Source organism: Pedobacter sp. 22163 (genome assembly GCF_052045595.1).
Classification (GTDB): domain Bacteria; phylum Bacteroidota; class Bacteroidia; order Sphingobacteriales; family Sphingobacteriaceae; genus Pedobacter.
In genome coordinates this window covers 1-20,188 of sequence record NZ_JBQEPM010000006.1, presented here as the reverse complement: position 1 = coordinate 20,188, position 20,188 = coordinate 1, and the positions used below count along the sequence as shown (strand labels likewise).

General features: G+C 36.8%; 20 protein-coding genes. 5 read left to right on the top strand and 15 right to left on the bottom strand.

What is annotated here, in order from left to right; genetic code table 11:
• Positions 1-11: 11 nt before the first annotated feature.
• From ACTJKN_RS16135 to ACTJKN_RS16080, 12 genes are all read right to left on the bottom strand, one after another.
• Positions 12-1,082 (bottom strand): M20 family metallo-hydrolase, encoded by a 1,071-nt coding sequence (locus ACTJKN_RS16135; RefSeq protein ID WP_440826591.1) that lies wholly within the window; start codon positions 1,080-1,082, stop codon positions 12-14.
• Positions 1,083-1,200: 118 nt separating this feature from the next.
• On the bottom strand, positions 1,201-2,013 hold the full coding sequence (gene proC, locus ACTJKN_RS16130; protein ID WP_440826589.1) for a pyrroline-5-carboxylate reductase: 813 nt from the start codon (positions 2,011-2,013) through the stop codon (positions 1,201-1,203).
• A gap of 287 nt (positions 2,014-2,300) precedes the next feature.
• Entirely contained in the window at positions 2,301-3,137 is an 837-nt protein-coding gene (argB, locus tag ACTJKN_RS16125) for an acetylglutamate kinase (protein ID WP_440826588.1), read from the bottom strand.
• Positions 3,127-4,167 (bottom strand): PDDEXK nuclease domain-containing protein, encoded by a 1,041-nt coding sequence (locus tag ACTJKN_RS16120; protein WP_440826586.1) that lies wholly within the window; start codon positions 4,165-4,167, stop codon positions 3,127-3,129. The genes argB and ACTJKN_RS16120 overlap by 11 nt, the downstream gene beginning before the upstream one ends.
• 22 nt (positions 4,168-4,189) lie before the next feature.
• Positions 4,190-5,164, bottom strand: coding sequence for an acetylornithine carbamoyltransferase (locus ACTJKN_RS16115; RefSeq protein WP_440826584.1), 975 nt, complete (start codon positions 5,162-5,164; stop codon positions 4,190-4,192).
• Between the two features lie 29 nt (positions 5,165-5,193).
• Positions 5,194-5,358 (bottom strand): hypothetical protein, encoded by a 165-nt coding sequence (locus tag ACTJKN_RS16110; RefSeq protein ID WP_440826582.1) that lies wholly within the window; start codon positions 5,356-5,358, stop codon positions 5,194-5,196.
• Positions 5,359-5,366: 8 nt separating this feature from the next.
• Positions 5,367-5,567, bottom strand: a complete 201-nt coding sequence (locus ACTJKN_RS16105) for a four helix bundle protein (RefSeq protein WP_440826580.1) — start codon at positions 5,565-5,567, stop codon at positions 5,367-5,369.
• Between the two features lie 4 nt (positions 5,568-5,571).
• Positions 5,572-6,720, bottom strand: a complete 1,149-nt coding sequence (locus ACTJKN_RS16100; RefSeq protein WP_440826579.1) for an aspartate aminotransferase family protein — start codon at positions 6,718-6,720, stop codon at positions 5,572-5,574.
• A 33-nt stretch (positions 6,721-6,753) separates the two neighbouring features.
• The gene (locus tag ACTJKN_RS16095) at positions 6,754-7,125 is read right to left on the bottom strand and encodes a four helix bundle protein (RefSeq protein ID WP_183767535.1); all 372 of its coding nucleotides are present in this window, start codon (positions 7,123-7,125) and stop codon (positions 6,754-6,756) included.
• 41 nt (positions 7,126-7,166) lie between these two features.
• On the bottom strand, positions 7,167-8,147 hold the full coding sequence (argC, locus tag ACTJKN_RS16090; protein WP_440826578.1) for an N-acetyl-gamma-glutamyl-phosphate reductase: 981 nt from the start codon (positions 8,145-8,147) through the stop codon (positions 7,167-7,169).
• 93 nt (positions 8,148-8,240) lie between these two features.
• Positions 8,241-9,428, bottom strand: coding sequence for an argininosuccinate synthase (gene argG, locus ACTJKN_RS16085; RefSeq protein WP_440826577.1), 1,188 nt, complete (start codon positions 9,426-9,428; stop codon positions 8,241-8,243).
• A 1-nt stretch (position 9,429) separates the two neighbouring features.
• Positions 9,430-10,128 carry an N-acetyltransferase gene (locus tag ACTJKN_RS16080; protein ID WP_108197890.1) on the bottom strand — a complete coding sequence of 233 codons (699 nt, stop codon included), beginning with the start codon at positions 10,126-10,128 and terminating at the stop codon, positions 9,430-9,432.
• 581 nt (positions 10,129-10,709) lie between these two features.
• Here ACTJKN_RS16080 and ACTJKN_RS16075 point away from each other — a divergent pair.
• Positions 10,710-11,411 (top strand): DUF4397 domain-containing protein, encoded by a 702-nt coding sequence (locus ACTJKN_RS16075; protein WP_440826575.1) that lies wholly within the window; start codon positions 10,710-10,712, stop codon positions 11,409-11,411.
• 59 nt (positions 11,412-11,470) lie between these two features.
• Here the strand turns inward: ACTJKN_RS16075 and ACTJKN_RS16070 are convergent, their stop codons facing one another.
• The 3 genes from ACTJKN_RS16070 to ACTJKN_RS16060 all read right to left on the bottom strand — a co-directional run bounded on the left by ACTJKN_RS16070 (position 11,471) and on the right by ACTJKN_RS16060 (position 13,745).
• Entirely contained in the window at positions 11,471-11,938 is a 468-nt protein-coding gene (locus ACTJKN_RS16070) for a hypothetical protein (protein ID WP_440826573.1), read from the bottom strand.
• Between the two features lies 1 nt (position 11,939).
• The gene (locus ACTJKN_RS16065) at positions 11,940-13,160 is read right to left on the bottom strand and encodes a DUF4221 family protein (RefSeq protein ID WP_440826571.1); all 1,221 of its coding nucleotides are present in this window, start codon (positions 13,158-13,160) and stop codon (positions 11,940-11,942) included.
• Positions 13,161-13,346: 186 nt separating this feature from the next.
• Positions 13,347-13,745, bottom strand: a complete 399-nt coding sequence (locus ACTJKN_RS16060; protein ID WP_440826569.1) for a hypothetical protein — start codon at positions 13,743-13,745, stop codon at positions 13,347-13,349.
• Between the two features lie 508 nt (positions 13,746-14,253).
• On the opposite strand from ACTJKN_RS16060, the gene ACTJKN_RS16055 reads away from it, so the two are divergent.
• The 4 genes from ACTJKN_RS16055 (at position 14,254) to ACTJKN_RS16040 (ending at position 19,713) form a co-directional block, all read left to right on the top strand.
• Complete coding sequence (locus ACTJKN_RS16055; RefSeq protein WP_440826567.1) at positions 14,254-16,692, top strand: TonB-dependent receptor domain-containing protein; 2,439 nt, start codon at positions 14,254-14,256, stop codon at positions 16,690-16,692.
• 65 nt (positions 16,693-16,757) lie between these two features.
• On the top strand, positions 16,758-17,468 hold the full coding sequence (locus ACTJKN_RS16050) for a DUF4198 domain-containing protein (RefSeq protein ID WP_440826566.1): 711 nt from the start codon (positions 16,758-16,760) through the stop codon (positions 17,466-17,468).
• 77 nt (positions 17,469-17,545) lie between these two features.
• Complete coding sequence (locus ACTJKN_RS16045) at positions 17,546-18,751, top strand: PepSY-associated TM helix domain-containing protein (protein ID WP_440826564.1); 1,206 nt, start codon at positions 17,546-17,548, stop codon at positions 18,749-18,751.
• 23 nt (positions 18,752-18,774) lie between these two features.
• Positions 18,775-19,713 (top strand): DUF6607 family protein, encoded by a 939-nt coding sequence (locus tag ACTJKN_RS16040; protein WP_440826563.1) that lies wholly within the window; start codon positions 18,775-18,777, stop codon positions 19,711-19,713.
• Positions 19,714-20,188: the final 475 nt, after the last annotated feature.

The window sequence follows — 20,188 nt, the reverse complement described above, 5'->3', positions numbered from 1 at the left end:
AATTGATTTAATTATTTACCGTTGATTACCGGTTTTAACATATTAACATATCCCTCAACTCCTTCGGCTACTTCTCTAACATATAAAAACTCATCAGCCATGTGCGAGCGGCCAGAAAACCCTGGGCCACATTTTACCGATGGGATATCCAACAATGCCTGATCGGAAGTAGTAGGTGAACCATAAGTAGTTTTTCCAAGGGCAACACCGGCCTGAACAACCGGATGGTTTTTATCAATCGACGAGGGTTTTAAGCGGATAGACCGTGGGGTAACATCACAATCAACATTTGCCCTGATGATCTCTAAAACCTCTTCATTAGTGTATGCATCTGTTACGCGAACATCAACCGTAAAAGTACAATTTGCCGGAACAACGTTATGCTGTGAACCAGCGTTGATAATCGTAACCGTCATTTTTAATGGCCCGAAAACTTCGGATACTTTTGGAAACTGATAGTTTCTAAACCATTCGATATCTTTTAATGCTTTGTAAATTGCATTTTCTCCTTCTTCACGTGCCGCATGACCAGCTTTTCCATGCGATACACAATCCAACACCAACAAGCCACGTTCTGCAATGGCTAAATTCATTTCTGTAGGCTCGCCTACAATTCCAAATTCAAGCTCACCTAAATCAGGCAGAACCAGTTCTAAACCATTGTTACCAGAAATTTCTTCCTCAGCAGTCGCTGCCAAACAGATGTTATATTTTAAACCTTCTTGTTCGTAGTAGTATAAAAATGTACCAATTAGCGACACTAAACAACCACCTGCATCATTACTGCCCAAACCAAACAGTTTATCACCTTCAATTGCAGCATCATAAGGATCGCGGGTGTAACCAGAATTAGGCTTAACCGTATCGTGATGTGAATTCAACAAAAGTGTTGGCTTAGCCGGATCAAAATGTTTGTTGTAAGCCCAAACGTTATTCATTTTACGCTGAGTCTTAACCCCTCTCTCCTCCAAAAACTGCGCAATTAAATTCGCCGTTCGATCTTCTTCTTTACTAAAAGACTGGATTCGGATCAACTGTCGCAATAAATCCAGACTTTCTTTTTGTATATTTTCTAATAACATAGTATCAAGTAATTAGTATCAAGTATCAAGACTAAACCTGTCTTTAAACTTTCTACCTTTATTTTGGCTTTCAGTTTTATGTTTGTAATTAAGACCTTATGCCCTAAACCCTACACCTTTAACCTTCTTTAGTATACAGATTCCCTGCTTTTAAAGCCGAAAGTTTAATACCTTTTATCAATGATGAGCTAAAACCGTTATGTTCCATTTCATTTAAACCTGCTATGGTACAACCTTTCGGCGAAGTTACTTTATCTATTTCTGATTCAGGGTGTGTTCCATGTAATAAAAGCAAATCGGCCGCTCCTTTAGCCGTTTGAACTGCCATTTTTAAAGCTTCGTCAGCATGAAAACCGATTTCTACTCCACCTTGCGATGCAGCCCTGATTGCCCTTAAAAAGAACGCAATCCCGCAGGCACAAAGTGCTGTTGCCGAAGTCATTAAGTCTTCATTAATTTTCACCACTGAGCCTACTGTTTCGAACATTTTAGTCACACTTGCAATATTTTCTGCTGATGCATTATCGCTGGCCATGCAAGTCATCGATTGACCAATAGCAATTGCCGTGTTAGGCATCACCCTGATTACCTCAACATCGTCGCCTAATTTTTCTCTAACCGCAGCACAGCTCACGCCAGAAATCACCGAAATAACCAAATGTTTGGCCGGAACAATTGAAGTTTGGATTTCGTCTAAAACGGTATTTAATTGTTGTGGCAGAACAGCCAAAATCACAACATCAGCATCAACTACAGCCTGTTTATTGTTATTGCTTACATTAAAACCGGCTTCGGCAAAAGATTTTAAATGGTCGATGTTTCTACGGGTAAGCGTAATGTCGGCAGCTTGGGCAAAGCTGGCTTTCACCAAACCTTTCGCTAAAGATAAACCGATATTTCCGCTACCAATTATGGCTATTTTTTTTGTCATGATTATTAATTTTCCTGCGGGTTAGTTACACAGATTAATTGATTATACAGATTTATGTTTCCTTTTGAAAAGCAATTTCAGCAATTCTATTGATGTTCAGTCCTGCTATCCGTTGCAAGTCCCAATGAAAAATCGGGAGCTTTTCACTACTATCAGGTTTAGATGGCAAAGTCAGCAATTAATCGGTTTCTTTTCCATACCAGGGCAAAACTTTTTACCACTAAAGCGCAAGGACACTAAATAGATTAATAATCCTTTGTGTTCTTCGTGTCTTGGTGGTTAAAAACTTACTTTAACATCTTAGTCCCAAAGGTTCCTTCTTCAAGCTCATCAAGTTCATCGGCCTTACCGATATAAACTGCAGAAACTCCTTTCTTAATCGCTTCAAAGGCATTATGCAGTTTAGGGATCATTCCACCTTGCACAGTTCCATCGGCTTTTAAACCTTCAAACTCATCAGCTTTAATTTCTCTTACAACAGAAGCGTCATCATTAACGTCTCTAAGTACCCCTTTTTTCTCAAAGCAATATACCAAACGCGTTTCATATAAACTTGACATAGCCACAGCAACAGAAGAGGCAATGGTATCGGCATTGGTATTTAAAAGCTGGGTATCACCATCATGTGTAATGGCACATAAAACCGGAACAAAGCCAGCATTTAATAAAGCGCCTAAAGTATTCGCTGAAACAGAATTTTCATCTAAATCGCCCACAAAGCCGTAATCAATAACTGCACCTGCCATAGGGCCTGCCTCTGCACCATAAGTTTTGGTACTAACAGGCCTTTTTTTCGCTTTAATGATATTACCGTCTGCGCCGGTTAAACCAATCGCATTACTTCCTTTGGCCTGTAGTTGGGCAACCATATTTTTATTGATCAGTCCGGCGTAAACCATCGTTACAATACGTAGTGTTTCGATATCGGTGATTCTTCTCCCTTCAACCATTTTGGCTTCAATGCCCAACGATTCACTCAGTTCAGTCGCAATTTTACCCCCGCCATGCACCAGGATTTTATCTCCTGGCAATGCCGTAAAATCCAATAAAAACTGGTGTAGGTTTTCGGAATTATCGATTACGTTTCCGCCGATTTTTATGATAGTGAGTTGTTTATTCTTCATTTCTATAAAAAATTTCTGAAAGTTGATGTAGTTTTTCTGCTAGCAACTTTTTATCGATTAGTTTAGTTTCATAATCGGCAATTAGTGCTGGCGACAAGTTTCTGGCCAAGGCATATTCCACGACTTCAACATCTTTACCTTTACACAATAAAACACCAATACTGGGATTTTCATGAGGCCGCTTAACATCTCGATCCAATGCTTCAAGATAAAAGTTTAATTTTCCCAAAAACTCAGGTTGAAATTCTTCTATCTTCAACTCAAACAAAACCATGCACTGCAAATCCCGATGGTAAAATAACAAATCTGTATAGTAATCTTTATTACCTACCTGCAATCTATATTCGCTGCCCATATAAGTAAAACCTTTGCCCATTTCCAATATGAAATTTTGCAGGTTTTTAATTAATGCTTGCTGCAGATCGTTTTCTGAATGAATTTCGGGTAAAGCTAAAAACTCAAAAATATAGGGATCTTTAAAAATTCCTTGGGGCAGTTGTTTCGTCATTGCGAAACTAAACTTATTACCAAGCATAGTCCGTTCAAAAGTAGCAGAATTTAATTGGCGCTCAAGTTCTCTTACCGATAATTTTTCTTTGATAGAATTATAGATATAAAATAACTTTTCTTCTATAGTTTTTGTTTTGTTTAAAATGTGTAAATGAGAAGACCACGGTATTTGTGTCAACACTGTTGTCACAAATCTATCAGACTTATCATCAGCATCTTGAAATTGTGTCAACAGTGTTGACACAATTTCGTTATCACCGTAAACTTCATAAAATTGTTTCATCCTATAAAGCCCACGGCGGTTAAATCCTTTTAACACAGGCTGTTTCTCTGCGATATAATCTGCTAAATCATTTACGGTTCCGTCGCCCCACTTACCGTTAACCACTTTTTCTGAAACGATTTTGCCAACATTAAAATATAACATCACCAGTTCTGCATTCGCTTTACTGTAAACCCGGTTCCGGGCTTCTGTAATAAGCAAAATAATCTGCTTAAAATCTGTTGTTATATTTTTCATTGGCTTTCCCATCCAGCTAATGCTATTTCAATTCCTCCAACATCGCTTTAATCACCGCCTGTGCTGCCCATAAACGGTTTCCGGCTTCATGAATAACCAATGAATTTGGTCCATCCAAAATCTCAGACGATAATTCTAAATCCCGACGAACTGGCAAACAGTGCATCACTTTAGCATCGTTTGTGAATTTCAGTTTATCATTATTCATCATCCAGCCATCAGGATAAGTCAACACTTTACCGTACTCTTTATAACTACTCCAGTTTTTCACATACACATAATCAGCACCAGCTAAAGCCTCTTCTAAATTATACTGAATATCGGCATTAGGCGTAAAATCTTCCGAAAGTTCATAACCCTCTGGTTGCGCAATGGTAAAATCGATCATCCCTTCTGCCTGAGCTTTGCACATCCACTCTGCAAAAGAATTTGGTACTGCCTGAGGTAAAGCCTTTACATGAGGCGCCCAAGCCAAAACTACCTTTGGTTTGCGTCCATCGGGTTTCTTTGTCCAGGTTTCGTGGATGGTAATAATATCGGCAAAGCTTTGTAGTGGGTGACGTGTTGCACTCTCTAAACTCACTACAGGCACGGCACAATATTTAACGAATTTATTGAAGAAATCTTCGCTATAATCTTCCTCGCGGTTATTCAGTTTTGGAAAAGAACGCAAGCCTAAAATATCGCAGTATTGGCCCATCACCGCAGCAGCTTCGCGGATATGTTCAACTGTCGAGCCATTCATCACTACACCATCCTGTGTTTCTAAAGCCCAGCCTTCTTTATCCAGATTCATCACCATTACATTCATACCTAAGTTTAAGGCCGCTTTTTGGGTACTTAACCGGGTACGTAAACTTGGATTCATAAAAACTAAACCTAAGGTTTTGTTCTTACCTAAATCTTGGTGCGCATAAGGATTCGCCTTTAACGCTAGCGCATCATTTACAAACTGTTTGATGCTTGGAACATCGTGTACGGAAGTGAAAAGTTTCATATTAAGGTATAAGGTTTAAGGTGTAAGGTTTAAGGTTTTTCCTTTCCACCTGCTCTTAAAAATTTCAAAAAAGAAATTAGCATTGCCCTAACTTCATTAATTGCTTGGTTAACTTTTAAATATTCTTCTTCGCTTATGTATTTTAATTCTGAAGCACATAAACAACAATAATCAATTTTATTAGTTGAGCCCAACGCTGTATCTAAAAAATGGGCAAAATCTTTATCGGTAATCTTCTATATCCTTCAACAATATTTAAAGGTATAGATAGTACTGCTCTAGTTAATTGAGACGTTAATTCAAACCTTTCTTCTTTTGGAAATCTAATCGCAATATCTTTCTTGATGAACATATTTAATTCATGAGCTTTTTTCCAAACGTCAAGTTTTTTATAGTCTCTCATCACCCTAAACCTTATGCCCTACACCTTTTACCGCTTTTTCAAAAGCTGCTAAAAACTCATCAGCATGTGCTTTTGTTAAATTTAAGGCAGGCAATAAACGGATCACGTTCGGTTTTGCCTCGCCAGTAAAGATATGGTGTGTAAATAATAATTCTTTTTTAACATGCGCCAGTTCGGCAGGTAGCTCGATACCGATCATTAATCCACGGCCACGTACTTCTACTACCTGCTCAAATTTCTTTAATTCGGCAATTAAGTAACTGCCCACCTCTTCAGCATTTTTCATCAGGTTCTCTTGTTGCATTACCTCTAAAACAGCTAAAGCAGCAGCACAAGCTAAATGGTTGCCACCGAAAGTTGTACCCAACTCTCCATGCCAAGGTTTAAATTTAGGCGCAATAGAAATCCCAGCTACCGGAAAACCGTTACCCATTCCTTTCGCCATGGTATAAACATCTGCTTCAACCCCAGCGTAATCGTGCGAGTAAAAAGTACCAGTTCTACCATAGCCGCATTGTACACTATCGGCAATGTAAACTGCATTATATTCATCACAAAGTGAACGGATTTTCTGCAAGAAACTTTTCGAAGCTTCTTTAATGCCGCCTACACCTTGAATGCCTTCAATAATAACAGCCGAAATTTCATTGCCCTGTGCTTTAAAAGTTTCTTCTAATGCAACCTCATTATTAAAAGGCAAAAAGATTACATTCTCGGTCTGGTTAACCGGTGCCACAATTTTAGGATTATCCGTTACAGCGACTGCCAAAGATGTACGTCCGTGGAAAGCACCCGTAAAAGCAATTACCTTTTTTCTTCCGTTATAAAATGAAGCCAATTTTAAAGCATTTTCATTTGCCTCAGCTCCAGAATTACATAAAAAAAGTTGAAAGTCTTTTTTACCAGAAACAGTTCCCAATAATTCTGCAAGCTGAACCTGCAAAGGAATTTTTACTGAATTTGAATAAAAACCAACTTTATTTAATTGATCGGTTAAGCGGTTTACATAGTGCGGGTTGGTATGCCCGATTGAAATTACAGCATGACCGCCATACAAATCTAAATATTGCTGATCATTAGCATCCCAAACATTACTGCCTGCTGCTTTGATTATTTCTATATCGTTAAGTGGGTAAACGTCGAATAGTTGCATTTTTTTTGAGGTATAAGGTTTGAGGCGTAGGGTTTAAGGTTTTTTCCCTCCACTTCTCAAAAATTTTAAAAATGAAATTAGCATTGCCCTAACTTCGTTAATTGATTGGTTTACTTTTAGATAATCATCTTCACTTATATACTTTAATTCAGAAGCACATAAACAACAATAATCTATCTCGTTGGCAGAACCTAAAGCATTATCAAGAAAGTGCGCAAAATCTTTATCTGTAAATCTTCCACATCCTTCAACAATATTCAAGGGTATAGATAAGGAAGCCCGGGTAAGTTGTGAGGTCAATTCAAATCTCTCCTCTTTTGGAAATTGAGTTGCAATATTCTTTTTGATGAACATATTCAATTCATGTGCCTTTTTCCAAACGTCAAGTTTTTTGTAGTCTCTCATTGCTTTACCTTACGCCTTAAACCCTACACCCTTTACCTTAATTAAAAGTTGGCTGCTTTTAACTTAAGTCCTGCTGTTTCATCCAAGCCGAACATTAAATTCATATTCTGAACTGCTTGTCCGCTGGCACCTTTTAACAGGTTATCAATAATACTGATGATAAATAATTTACCACCGTGTTTTTCTATATGTACCAATGCCTTGTTGGTGTTCACAACCTGTTTTAAATCGATGTTTTTCCGGCTTACATGTGTAAATGGATGAGCACTGTAGTATGCTTCGTAAATGTTTTGTGCTTCTTCTAAACTTAAATCACTTTCGAGGTACATGGCAGCTAAAATACCTCTGGTAAATGCACCACGCTGTGGGATAAAACTTAAAGCTTCAGAAAGTGACGGTTGCAACTGCAACAAACTCTCGGTTATCTCATTCAGATGCTGGTGTTCGAATGCTTTATAAATCGAAAGATTATTGTTTCTCCAGCTGAAGTGCGAGGTTGTAGACAAACTTTGTCCTGCACCGGTAGATCCCGTAGTTGCATTGATATGAACTTCATTCTTGATCAAACCTTTTGAAGCCAAAGGCAACAAGCCCAATTGGATACAAGTTGCAAAACAGCCAGGGTTAGCAATATTTTTAGCTGCTTTAATTTTATCGCGGTTTAGTTCGGGTAATCCGTAAACAAAGTCTTTGCTCGAAAAGTTAGCATTTGCATGCAACCTGAAATCCTGTGACAAATCGATAATTTTAATGTTATCGTTAATTGGATTAGCGGCTAAAAACTTCTTCGCATCGCCATGGCCAACACAAAGGAAAAGCACGTCGATATCCTGCGGAATATCGCTTACGAATTTTAAATCCGTATCGCCAATTAAGTCAGTATGTACATCAGAAATTAAGTTTCCGGCGTTGCTTGTACTGTTTACGAAAGCAATTTCAACATTTGGGTGGTTAACCAAAATACGTAACATTTCGCCTCCAGTGTAACCCGCACCACCAATTATTCCTGCTTTAATTTTCATATTTAAAAAGGTTTAGGGTTTGAGGCCTAAGGTATAAGGTTTAAATGCTAATGCAGCTTTAAAGCTTAAACCCTCTACCTTCTACCTTTGAGGCTATGCCTCGTTATTTACTTTATGCCAGATCATTACCTGGTTACCAAATATTTTAGAGAAACCTTTAACGTCTTCTCCGCTCCAGGCATTATTCATTTCGCCATAGCTACCAAATTTATTGCTCATTAAATCATGGTTTGATTCAATTCCGATAACCTGGAAACGGTATGGTAACAACTCTACAAATACTTTACCGCTCACAAATTTTTGTGTATCAGTTAAAAAAGCTTCAATATTCCGCATAATCGGATCGTGGAACTGACCTTCGTGCAACCAGTTACCATAGAAAGAAGATAGCTGTTCTTTCCAGCTTAACTGCCATTTGGTTAAGGTGTGCTTTTCTAAAGTATGGTGTGCTTTGATAATGATAATGGGGCCAGCCGCCTCAAAACCTACGCGGCCTTTAATGCCAATAATGGTATCGCCAACGTGGATATCTCTACCGATGCCGAAAGGTTGAGCGATTGCCTGTAATTTTTGAATAGCCCTAACAGGCGCTAATTTTTCACCATCAATAGCAACCAGTTCACCTTTTTCGAAGGTTAATTCTACCCTACGAGATTCAGTTTCCGAAACCTGCGTTGGCCAGGCGCTTTCCGGTAAAGTTTCGTGAGAAGTTAAAGTTTCCTTTCCTCCTACCGAAGTTCCCCATAAACCTTTGTTGATTGAGTATCTGGCTTTCTCTGCACTATATTCTACACCATGTTGTGCTAAATATTCTATTTCCGCTTCGCGGGATAATTTTAAATCTCTAATTGGGGTGATGATTTCAACCCCTGGGATAAGGATATTGAAGATCATATCGAAACGTACCTGATCGTTACCTGCACCGGTACTTCCATGAGCTACATAATCTGCACCAATGTTTTTCACATAGTTGGCAATAGCTGTTGCCTGACTAACACGCTCAGCACTTACCGATAATGGATAAGTAGCATTTTTTAATACGTTACCAAAAACCAGGTACTTAATACATCCTTCATAGTAACTTTCAGTTTCATCTACAACAGCATGCGATTTTACGCCTAAAGCATATGCTCTTTTCTCAATTTCCTGTAACTCTTCATCAGAAAAACCACCAGTATTTACAATTACTGAATGAACTTCTAATCCACGGTCTTGTGCCAGGTAAATACAACAAAATGAGGTATCTAAGCCTCCGCTAAATGCTAAAACAACTTTTTTCATGCTATTTAAATAAAAAGGTAAATAAAAATAAAATGGCTTTTAAGCCAGTTTTCGGCTTAGGTTTAACAACTAAACGCTGCTTAATGCGCATAAAGCGCTCGTATAATTTGGGTTTCTTTTGCAGTTCTTCGGCAAATTGCTTGGCTACCTCATGTTTCTTCTCTGCCGGATCGTAAAGCATAGCTGTACACATACAGTTTTTGCGTTCCTTCATTTTTAAAATCTCGAAGTTTACGCAGCTTTGGCAGCCTTTCCAAAACTCTTCATCCTGGGTAAGTTCGCTGTAGGTTACAGGCTCATAGCCTAAATCTGAATTGATTTTCATTACAGCCAGGCCTGTTGTTAAACCAAATATTTTTGCCTTTGGGTACAACTTTCTCGATAAACCGAAAATTTCATTTTTGATGGCTTTTGCTAATCCCGCTTTGCGGTATTTAGGACTTACCACTAAACCGCTATTGGCCACAAACTGTCCGTGGCTCCAGGTTTCTATATAGCAAAATCCTGCCCATGAGCCATCCTTATGGAAAGCAATAACCGATTTGCCTTCTTGCATTTTATTAGAAATATATTCCGGCGAACGCTTAGCAATCCCTGTTCCACGAGCTTTTGCCGATTCTGCCATTTCGGTTACTATTTCTTCTGCAAATACACGATGTTCAGGAAGTGCAACCTGCACTATAAATTCGTTAATATCCATTCGTTTTCTAACGAAAAATTATAAGTATTCTTGTTAATTGGGTTTTTAGAGAGGATCAATTCCTCGTTACGTTTAGTGTAGGTACTAAATACGTGGAGTGAAATTTTGCCGGCTTGTGGGATAATAAAACACGGGCTGAAAATGATTAATAAACATACCTTTTCCAGACACATTTTGTGCTGTGGAAACAGAAAGTTTATGTAAAATTTGTTTAATCATTTCTTGCGTATTAAAACGGCTTTAACTCTATTGAGGTGCAAAGGTTTAAATAAAAATCGAGTTACACAATAATATCATCATTTTTTTATGTTAAGCTTTCAATTTTATTGAACTAATCTGACTTAATCAAGTATTGAGGCACTTATAAATTTTAAAAAAACCGGGTATCGTACATTTCAGTTGTTAGGTTCTATTGCCAATTTTAACATTGTTAAAAAAATGCAACAAACTTTAACATCTGCTTAACATCATTTAACATCCCGTAATAAGGTTTAAACTCAATATTTGTATGTCTGTAGCGAATGCGATCTGGCTATCGTTTTATGGATACTCCTTAAAATATTAAATCAAATTTTAACCGTATGAAAAATTTTACGCCATTTCATTTCAAATCGATCCTTTTATTTGTTCTAATTGCTTTTACAGCATTAACTTCATGTAAAAAAACCGAAACTGCCGATCCCAACATATCTTATTTAAGGGTAATCAATGCATCACCTTCTTTGGCTACCTACAACGCTTACTTTAATGGCAGCATGGTTAATTCGGCAGCTTTACCATTTGGAGGCTCTGCAGCCTATGTTTCTTATGCCGCAGGCGCTTACAGTTTAAAATTTACGACGGCCAGTAGCGCAGAGAGTTTGTTAACCAAAACCATTACTTTAAATGCAAGCACCTATTATTCTGCTTATTTAATTAATAAACCGACTGCGCTAGATGTTTATACCATTGGTGATGATCTTTCTATTCCATCAACTGATAAAGCCTACATCCGCTTTATCAATTTATCGCCTGATGCACCAGCTTTAGACCTGGCAAAAACGAGCGCAACTACCACGCTGGCTACCAATAAAGCCTATAAAAGTGCGAGTGGTTTTATTGCTGTAGATGCAGGAACTTATACATTGGATGCTAAAGAAACTCCATCCGGAACAGTTATAGCTACTTCCGCCAGCACCAGTTTTACAGCGGGCTATCATTATGACATTATTTGTGGCGGTTTGGTAACACCTTCAAATGATACTGAACGCCCTTTAAGTTTACAGGTGATATTGATCAAATAAGAGATAAAATATTTTTATGATCGCTTTATATTATTGGGCTCAATATATAAAGCGATTTTTTATTTGAGAATGAAACTGTATTTTTTTGCCACCGTATCAACGTTATCCAGATACAACCAATCTTTATAAACCAGTTTGGCATTCTTAAATTCAAAAAAAGCATTTCGTTGAAAGTTGACTCCATATTTTTCCAATTCAAATCCTTCATCAACGATGAATTGTATATTGGAATTTTTTATCGAATCTAAAACCTCTGCATTATTGCTGGGGATTATAACTATTTTTTTGTAATCCCTAAATTTATTTTCCTTCTTGTCTCCAAGTTGTTTGAGAAATTTAACAGTCTTTTCTGTACAGGAACCACAATTTCCGGAAATTACAACTATGAAAAAATTATTTAATTGAAGTAGATCGGTATTTTGCTTTTCTTTAAAGTACATATCTAAATGTTTTTCATCAACTGATGACTTTTCATTATTACAGCTTATAATTACTAATAAAAACAGTATTATACTAAGTATTTTCATATTATTTTTTCTTAGAGATTTGTATAATATCAAATTTTAAATAGGAAGATTCGAAAACTTTGTTCTTTACATGTGTTGGCGAAATAAACAGACCTTCTTTAGTAAGAAACCAAGTGTTAATTGCGTATTTATACATAGGTAATACTAACTCCTTAATCACTTCAAATTTTTCGTTAAACACCATTAATGTCAATGGTTTATCTAAAATAGTATTAAAATAATTCCCGTTTTTTTGTGATATGTTCTCCAAACTAAATCTATAATATAATTTTCTATACTTATCATATATCACATTAAAAAATTGAGGGTTCTCTACATGATGAGTTACCCATTTATTTATATCGTCATCATTTTTATATGAAATTGAGTCAACTAAATTTTTTCCTCTCGATACCTTTGCTCCGTAGCAAGTAATAGTTGAATTTTTAGGATTGTATTGATATATATTTGATTCGTAAATAAAACTATAGGTAATAAGATCGTGATCGTTCTTTTGAAATTCACTTGTAATCACAGAAGATAAAAAACCGGCATTTCCCTTAATATTATATAAGTAATCAGAATATGTGATTGGAAGATTAGTCAATTTTGCATTTTCTAAATTTAATGCGGCAAATACAGGAACTCTTATTTTCCAATTATAATTGGAGTAAAGTTGTTTTAAAACAAGACGATTTCCTGAAAAAAACATCTTAAAATCATGACTATAAGAGACAAGTTTAGTGGGTATATTACTACCAATGACTATACTATCTAAGGAAATTATTTTTTTGCACCGCAGAGCAGTATCTAAAATAATTATTTTTTTATTCCCATAATTAAGGATAATTGAATCCATGTTCCTAGCCAATATATCATTAACACTTCTTGATTTATCCAAATCCTTTTTATCAAGATTTGAAATTGAGAGTTTTTTGCTGTACAAATTCAATCTTTTGATAAATAATCTTTCATCCAAATCATATATATCAATACTTGCTAATTTTGGATTATAGCCAATTAAATAGTTTTTGTTTCGTTGATTTAAAATAGTATAAGTAAAATACTGTCTAATAAGATTGTTACATGGGATTTTAACCGATTTTATTTCAAGTATATAATCATTTGTATTCTTTGCTTGTTTAGTTTTTACGATATATTTATTTTCATCGCTATTTTTACATGCAAAAAAACAAAAAGATAAAAAGAGTAAATAGAGCAATGCGAATTGTAATCTCAACATATTTTAACAATTTTTAGAGTTAACTGAACTGAAAAAAGTTCGTCTCCATAAAACCAATGTAAGGATACAAACCTGGTTTATTAATCTGAAAATTTTCCAAGCCAGATCCAAGGCATAATCCTTTGTTTATTTTAATATAAGAGGAGGGGCATAAATGATTATTTAGTATATAATATAAATGGTAAATCAATCCGGCGGTGTTTGACAATTTACCAAGGGACTACAACCCGGACTTCCACCAAGAGGAGCGCCTGAAAAGCAACCGTAAGCAATGCTTCCATAATTACATGGTGAAGGATGATTTTCAGGTTTAACAACAGATGGACATGTAACTTGTTGCACACATCCAGGAGCTGACGAATAGTCTGTTTGACATCCTTTTGCATTGGTTCCAGGACAAGCATATTGATGTAGACCTAAAAACTGTGTGGAATCTAATCCGGCAGCAATTATTTTTGAATCAAAGGAAATTGTCTTATCTAAAGACATCACCTTAGAAGTCGTATAATTTAGTTCTTTATCCTTTTTACAGGAAAAGATTAAAATAACCGACAAAAAAAATAAACAAATAGTGAAAAACCTCATAAGCGTTGAGAATTAAGATTGAATGTAAAAAGTTTAATTGAGTTTTGAGATTAAATAAAGTTCAGTTATGCCCCTTATAACAAATACTAATCTATAAATTCATAACCATAGTAAACATTATGTTTTTAGCAATAAACAACCGCATTTTAACACAAAAAATACAACTCTTCATATTTAATCCTACATTATTATGCTGTTATTATAGATAAAAAATAATATTAATCATACTTATACTCACATTCACAGCTCACGAATTGATATTTACATGCTTTTATCTACAATAATTCATTTGTTTACTTCAAACCCAAATTTCAAAAACATAGACAATCATATCCAATAGCTCGTTGGCAGAAAAATCAAGATTGGTATTAATTGGATTATGTTATCAAACCACACACCTACTTACTATCGAAACATTACTATTTAGAATAATTCAAAATAATTTGGATAATCCGATTTTGTACCGTTATTTTGCGACTGTTTAGAATTGATCCAAATAAATACTACCATGCTTAAAATCAAACTTTTCAGTTTAACATTTCTTTTAACTTTTACCAGTATACTTTCATTTGCCCAGCAGTTTTCGACCATAAGTGGTACTGTTACCACTTCAGATGGCAAACCTGCTGCTTATATTTCGGTTGGTTTAAAAGGAAAAGGCCTGGGGAATGTAACCAATGAAAAAGGTATTTTCGAAATCCAGAGAGTTAAACCAGGCTCTTATACCTTAAGGGTATCTGCTGTTGGTATCCAAAACATAGAAAAACCATTGGTTATTACTGCTGGCGAAAACAAAACGGTTGATTTTGTAATCAACCAAAACTCAAATCAGCTTAATGAAGTAAATATTAACCAGGGCGTAAATAAGTATATCGCTAAGAAAAGTGGATTTGTTTCAAAAATGCCCCTTAATAACCTGGAAAACCCTCAGGTTTATACCACGATTACGAAAGAAACAATGGTCGATCAGCTTGTGTTTTCAGTTGATGATGCAGCCCGTAATGCAACCGGTGTTCAAAAAATGTGGGAAGCAACCTCCCGTGGAGGTGATGGTGGTGCTTATTACGCATCAAGAGGTTTTATTGTACAGGCTAAACTCAGAAATGGAATTGCAGGTAACGTAACCGGCCGCAACGATGCTGCTAATTTAGAAAATGTAGAGTTTATTAAAGGCCCATCTGCTACTTTATTCGGTAGCACATTAACCTCATATGGCGGCTTAATTAACCGCATAACCAAAAAACCTTTCGAAGGAATGGGAGGTGCAGTAAGCTTTTCTACAGGCAGCTATGACTTTAACCGGGTTAGTACCGATTTCAATTTTCCTGTTGATAAAGATAACCACATTTATGCCCGGTTAAATACTTCTTACAATTACAAAGGTTCTTTCCAGGAGAATGTTTACGACAAAGGTTTCTTCATTGCACCTAGCCTGTCATATAAAGTAAACGATAAATTAGACTTTGTTTTCGATGCCGAAATTGCCAACGGTACAAGCACCCTAAAACCTTTCGTTTTCTTCTATTTCCCTGTAAAAGACCTTGGTTTTGATAGGGCGGATCAATCTGGCATACCGTACGACAAATCCTTCACTGCTGATGCGATGAAGCAGAAATACAATAGCTCAAACTTCTTCGGACAAGCTAATTACAAGTTTAACGAAAACTGGTCATCACACACCAGCTTTTCAAGCAATTATAGCTTCTCTAACGGCCGTGGCACCTATTTGTTCTTAGTCCCAAACAACTATCCTCCACTGGGCAACCCAACGGCTGCACCAGGTGCCGATTTGATATCAAGAGCAGATCAATCAACCGATAATAGTAAAATCTTTACCTACGAAGTACAACAAAATTTTAATGGCACTTTTAACTTAGGTTCGGTAAAAAACAGAATGGTTTTAGGCCTGGATTATTTACGACAAAATTCAGATCAGTTATTTTATTCGATCGATACTTTTGATCTGACCAATAAAGATGGGAGCGGCGCTAACTACAATAACTTTACTGAACATAATTTAGCAGCATTTTATGCGGCACTTCCTAGTGTTCCTAAATATCCGTATAACTTCAAAACCAATACATACAGTGCTTATGTTTCTGATGTGATTAATTTAACAGATAGGTTAATTGCCTTAGCTGCATTAAGAGTAGACAGGTTTGATAATAAAGGTAATTCCGATCGTGCAGGCTCGGCACCAAAAGGCGCGTACAAACAAACTGTTTTTTCTCCAAAATTTGGCTTGGTGTTTCAACCGATTAAAGATCAGCTATCATTATTTGCCAATTACCAGAATGGCTTTAACAACTTAAACGGTATAGATTATCAAGGTAATGCTTTTAAACCAGAGCAAGCAAACCAAATTGAGGGTGGAGTTAAAACAAATATATTTAATGGTAAGCTAACAGGCGCTGTATCTTACTATTACATTAAAGTTAAAGATATTGTTAGGGGTTATAACGGAGATCCATCAAATCCAAATGCACAAATCCAGGATGGCAATAAAATCAGCAAAGGTATTGAAGCCGAAATTATTGCAAACCCGGTTAACGGTTTAAATATTATTGCAGGTTTCGCTTATAACGATAACCATTTAGAAAATGCATCGCCAGATGTTGAAGGCAGAAGAGATGCCTATTCTGCAGCGCCTTATTCAGCAAATTTATGGATCAGTTATAAATTCGCTACAGGATCACTTAAAGGTTTTGGATTGGGCGCCGGCGGTAATTATGCCAGCGATAATAAAATTGTAAACAGTGTTAGCCAAGGCGTATTTATATTACCTGCCTATGAGGTTTTCAACGCATCAGTATTTTATGATCATCATAGATTCAGACTTGGTGTTAAAGCAGACAATTTTACCAATCAAAAATACTGGACAGGTTACAGCACCATGAATCCTCAGGACCTGAGAACCTTCACTGGAAGTGTTACTTACAAATTTTAATTAAATCAATCAGGAGCAACTGGATCAGATCTTTTGCTCCTGATCTAAACCCAAAACCAGAAAATATGAAAACTAAAATCTCATTATTATTTTTCTTTCTAACCTTTAGCATTTCGAGCGCTTTTGCACATGCTTTATGGATAGAAACGGCCTCAACAGGCAAAAAAGGACAAACTCAGGAAGTAAAAGTTTTCTTCGGAGAATACGAGAGCAATGAACCAGATTCTGCAGCAAAATGGTTCAGCAACTTAAAAGAATTTAAGCTGGTTTTAACTGCTCCAAATGGAACAACCAAGGTTTTACCAACCACTGCTGATGTACGTTTCTTCAAAGCCAGTTTCACACCAGATCAAGAAGGCACTTATAAACTTTCTGTAGTACATGAAGTTGCGGCGGTTTATGAAAAAGCTAAAATTGAATATTATGCTTTTGCAGACGTTGCCGTAGGGAACGCAAAAATAAACGCTACTTTTCCGGCAGCTGCGGCATTAACCATCAGACCAGATAAACACGCTTTAACCGTTGGAGAAACTTCAGTTCATCAGGTAATTTACAACGCAGCGCCTTTTGCAAAACAAAAGTTAACCGTTGTAAACACTGATCGAAAAGCACAACCTACTGAAACCGATGCGGAAGGAAAATTCACTTTCAAGCCAGAAAAAAAAGGAAATTATTTCCTGGAAGCTTTTACTGAAGATAAAACGCCTGGAAAATTAAATGGAAAAGACTATGATAAAGTTTGGCATTTGGTAACTTATACTAGCGAAGTTAAATAGTCGAAAATTTTATAAAATTTAAAGCCAATTAGTCTTAAAAAAGGCTAATTGGTTCTTTTATTCATACAGCTTTGCTAATGGCACTAACGAAAGCATCAACCAAATCAAAAAACAAGAAATCGCGTTTAAGGCGGATAAGCGACTGGCTGCACCTGTGGCTGGGTATCGCATCTGGTTTAATCGTACTGATGTTGGGCGTTACCGGTTGTATTTATGTTTTTCAAAAAGAAATTACCGAACTCATTCACCACAAGGAGATTTTTGTAGAAGTTCCATCAAATCCTAAAACCCTCCCTTTAAGTGTACTACAGGCCAATGCCGAAAAAGCACTGGGGAATAAAAAGAAAATCACCTTTGTTTCTGCTTATAAAGCACCAGGAAGGGCATGGGAACTTGGCGTTTATAAACCTGGCGACCCTAAGGCATTCTGGTATTTCGATTCTATCGATTATTATGATGTTGTGCTGATTAACCCTTACACCGGAAAAGTAACTTTAGTTGCCGATTATAAATATGAGTTTTTTGGCGTAGTTAAAATGATCCATTGGAGTTTGTTGATCAATCATCCCATTGGCCAGCAGATTATCGGATGGTCTACCTTCATATTTGTATTTCTCCTCATTTCTGGCATGGTGATGTGGTGGCCTAAAAACCTCAAAAAATCAAACTTCGATAAGAGCTTTAAAGTAAAATGGAAGGCCAGGTTTAAACGGGTTAATTACGACATGCATAATGTGCTGGGTTTTTATGTAATGCTAATCTGCCTAATGCTGGCCTTAACTGGTCTGGTTTGGGCATTTCAATGGTTCCAAACCACAGTTTACGTAGTAGCCTCGGGAAGTACCACGCCCCCAAAAGTGGTAGAAGTTAAATCAGATTCAACCAAAACCATTACTGCAATTCCTTTCGATATTGCTTTTGAGCAAGCCAAAAAAATTTTTAAAAATGAAGATCGCATTGCCATGTCGCCTGCCAATGGTGGTTCGGCAACCATTTACGCCACAGGATACCGGGGCAAAGAAACATTTTGGAATTACGACGTACTTCAGTTCGATCAGTATTCCGGCAAATTGTTGCACAGCGCAAACCAGTCTGAAAAAAATGCAGGAGAAACGGTAATCGGGATGAACTACGATATCCACGTAGGGGCCATTTTAGGATTAACCGGAAAAATAATAGCCTTTTTTGCCAGTTTAATTGCCGCAAGCTTACCCATAACCGGATTCATTATCTGGTGGGGAAAAGGAAAAAAGAAAAAAAATACCGCAGTAGCGGAAAGCTAAGTACACCCTAATTAATAATAAAAATGAAATTTTTAAACCTAATTTTAGTATTAACCGGTTTAATTACCCTTAATACTAATGCACAAACAAAAGTTGACTCTCCGGAAGAAAAACTAGAAAAGGATAGAAAAGCAATAAAATCATTGGCTGGTTTTTACGAAGTGAATTTCAACTACGGTGAAGTTACCGCCCCAGATCCAAACTACAAATTCAGTAAGCCTTACGAAAGCCATGGCAACGAATGGGCAGAGATTATTGTTGATGAACCTAAAAGAATTGTAATTCAACACATGTTGGCCATTAACGATACCACTGTTATTAAACACTGGCGCCAGGACTGGACGTATGAAGACACCAATATTATGCTTTATACCGAAGGTAATGCATGGAAAAAAGGCAATTTAACGCCAGCCAATGTAAAAGGAAAATGGACACAAAAAGTTTATCAGGTTGATGATAGTCCACGTTACCAGGGTTACGGCACATGGAGCCACGTTGGTGGCCACGATTCTTGGTCGAGCGAAACAGATTCTCCACTACCAAGAAGAGAATCTACTGTGCGTAAAGATTACAATGTATTAAACCGTGGCAGCAGAATCACCATTACTAAAAATGGTTGGATGTTTGAGCAGGACAATAAAAAAATCGTACGTTCTGCTGATGGCGATAAACTTTTAGCTGTTGAAAAAGGTTACGAGGAATTTACGAAAATAGACCCTAAAACTTTCGCATATGCACAAAAATGGTGGGCCAGCCAACACACCTACTGGGCTGATGTTCGCGGTGTTTGGTCTGATATTATTGGTTCGCAAAATACATTCAAAGTACAAACTATGGCGAATGGCAAATTGCTTTACGAAACACTTTTTAACCTGGGCGATCAATCTATTAAAGAAAAATGGACAGCAAGCCAGAACAAAGAAAAAATTAAAACAGCTTTACAGCCTTATCTGGTAAAGTAAAATAATTGTTTTTATAGTGAGTGGTTGATGGTTAATGGCAATGGCCTGTTAACTGTCAACCATTTTTTTTTGCATAAAGCTTACAAGCTATAAGAGCCATTTTAAATTTAACCGCCAATTGACAAGTACGTTCCCTAAGCTAAGCAACGATGGGGTTTTTGATGGCTCCGCTGCGTTCTGGCACCGATAAAACCGCTACATAATCCTTACAATCCAAAACGCAGATTTACAATACTAAAGTACCCCACAGGTTTCAAAATACCTGCGCAGCTTTGATTCGCCTAGTCTTTAAACTTAAGAACTACAGACTCAGGTTAAATAAACCTGATAGAACGGAAAGCCCGGAACGAGGCACGTGGACTGCCCCCAAAAAGTTGGACACTTAAAGAGGAGCATTTTATGAGCAGAAAAATTAAGTATAGCCTGGAATTTAAACTGGCTATCATCGGTCAGGTCTTAAGTAGAGAGAAACCTT

What these genes read in the sequence shown, in the direction of transcription:
- ACTJKN_RS16135 (WP_440826591.1), bottom strand. Translation starts at nt 1,082, where the DNA reads ATGTTATTAGAAAATATACAAAAAGAAAGTCTGGATTTATTGCGACAG.
- proC (WP_440826589.1), bottom strand. Translation starts at nt 2,013, where the DNA reads ATGACAAAAAAAATAGCCATAATTGGTAGCGGAAATATCGGTTTATCT.
- argB (WP_440826588.1), bottom strand. Translation starts at nt 3,137, where the DNA reads ATGAAGAATAAACAACTCACTATCATAAAAATCGGCGGAAACGTAATC.
- ACTJKN_RS16120 (WP_440826586.1), bottom strand. Translation starts at nt 4,167, where the DNA reads ATGAAAAATATAACAACAGATTTTAAGCAGATTATTTTGCTTATTACA.
- ACTJKN_RS16115 (WP_440826584.1), bottom strand. Translation starts at nt 5,164, where the DNA reads ATGAAACTTTTCACTTCCGTACACGATGTTCCAAGCATCAAACAGTTT.
- ACTJKN_RS16105 (WP_440826580.1), bottom strand. Translation starts at nt 5,567, where the DNA reads ATGAGAGACTATAAAAAACTTGACGTTTGGAAAAAAGCTCATGAATTA.
- ACTJKN_RS16100 (WP_440826579.1), bottom strand. Translation starts at nt 6,720, where the DNA reads ATGCAACTATTCGACGTTTACCCACTTAACGATATAGAAATAATCAAA.
- ACTJKN_RS16095 (WP_183767535.1), bottom strand. Translation starts at nt 7,125, where the DNA reads ATGAGAGACTACAAAAAACTTGACGTTTGGAAAAAGGCACATGAATTG.
- argC (WP_440826578.1), bottom strand. Translation starts at nt 8,147, where the DNA reads ATGAAAATTAAAGCAGGAATAATTGGTGGTGCGGGTTACACTGGAGGC.
- argG (WP_440826577.1), bottom strand. Translation starts at nt 9,428, where the DNA reads ATGAAAAAAGTTGTTTTAGCATTTAGCGGAGGCTTAGATACCTCATTT.
- ACTJKN_RS16080 (WP_108197890.1), bottom strand. Translation starts at nt 10,128, where the DNA reads ATGGATATTAACGAATTTATAGTGCAGGTTGCACTTCCTGAACATCGT.
- ACTJKN_RS16075 (WP_440826575.1), top strand. Translation starts at nt 10,710, where the DNA reads ATGAAAAATTTTACGCCATTTCATTTCAAATCGATCCTTTTATTTGTT.
- ACTJKN_RS16070 (WP_440826573.1), bottom strand. Translation starts at nt 11,938, where the DNA reads ATGAAAATACTTAGTATAATACTGTTTTTATTAGTAATTATAAGCTGT.
- ACTJKN_RS16065 (WP_440826571.1), bottom strand. Translation starts at nt 13,160, where the DNA reads ATGTTGAGATTACAATTCGCATTGCTCTATTTACTCTTTTTATCTTTT.
- ACTJKN_RS16060 (WP_440826569.1), bottom strand. Translation starts at nt 13,745, where the DNA reads ATGAGGTTTTTCACTATTTGTTTATTTTTTTTGTCGGTTATTTTAATC.
- ACTJKN_RS16055 (WP_440826567.1), top strand. Translation starts at nt 14,254, where the DNA reads ATGCTTAAAATCAAACTTTTCAGTTTAACATTTCTTTTAACTTTTACC.
- ACTJKN_RS16050 (WP_440826566.1), top strand. Translation starts at nt 16,758, where the DNA reads ATGAAAACTAAAATCTCATTATTATTTTTCTTTCTAACCTTTAGCATT.
- ACTJKN_RS16045 (WP_440826564.1), top strand. Translation starts at nt 17,546, where the DNA reads ATGGCACTAACGAAAGCATCAACCAAATCAAAAAACAAGAAATCGCGT.
- ACTJKN_RS16040 (WP_440826563.1), top strand. Translation starts at nt 18,775, where the DNA reads ATGAAATTTTTAAACCTAATTTTAGTATTAACCGGTTTAATTACCCTT.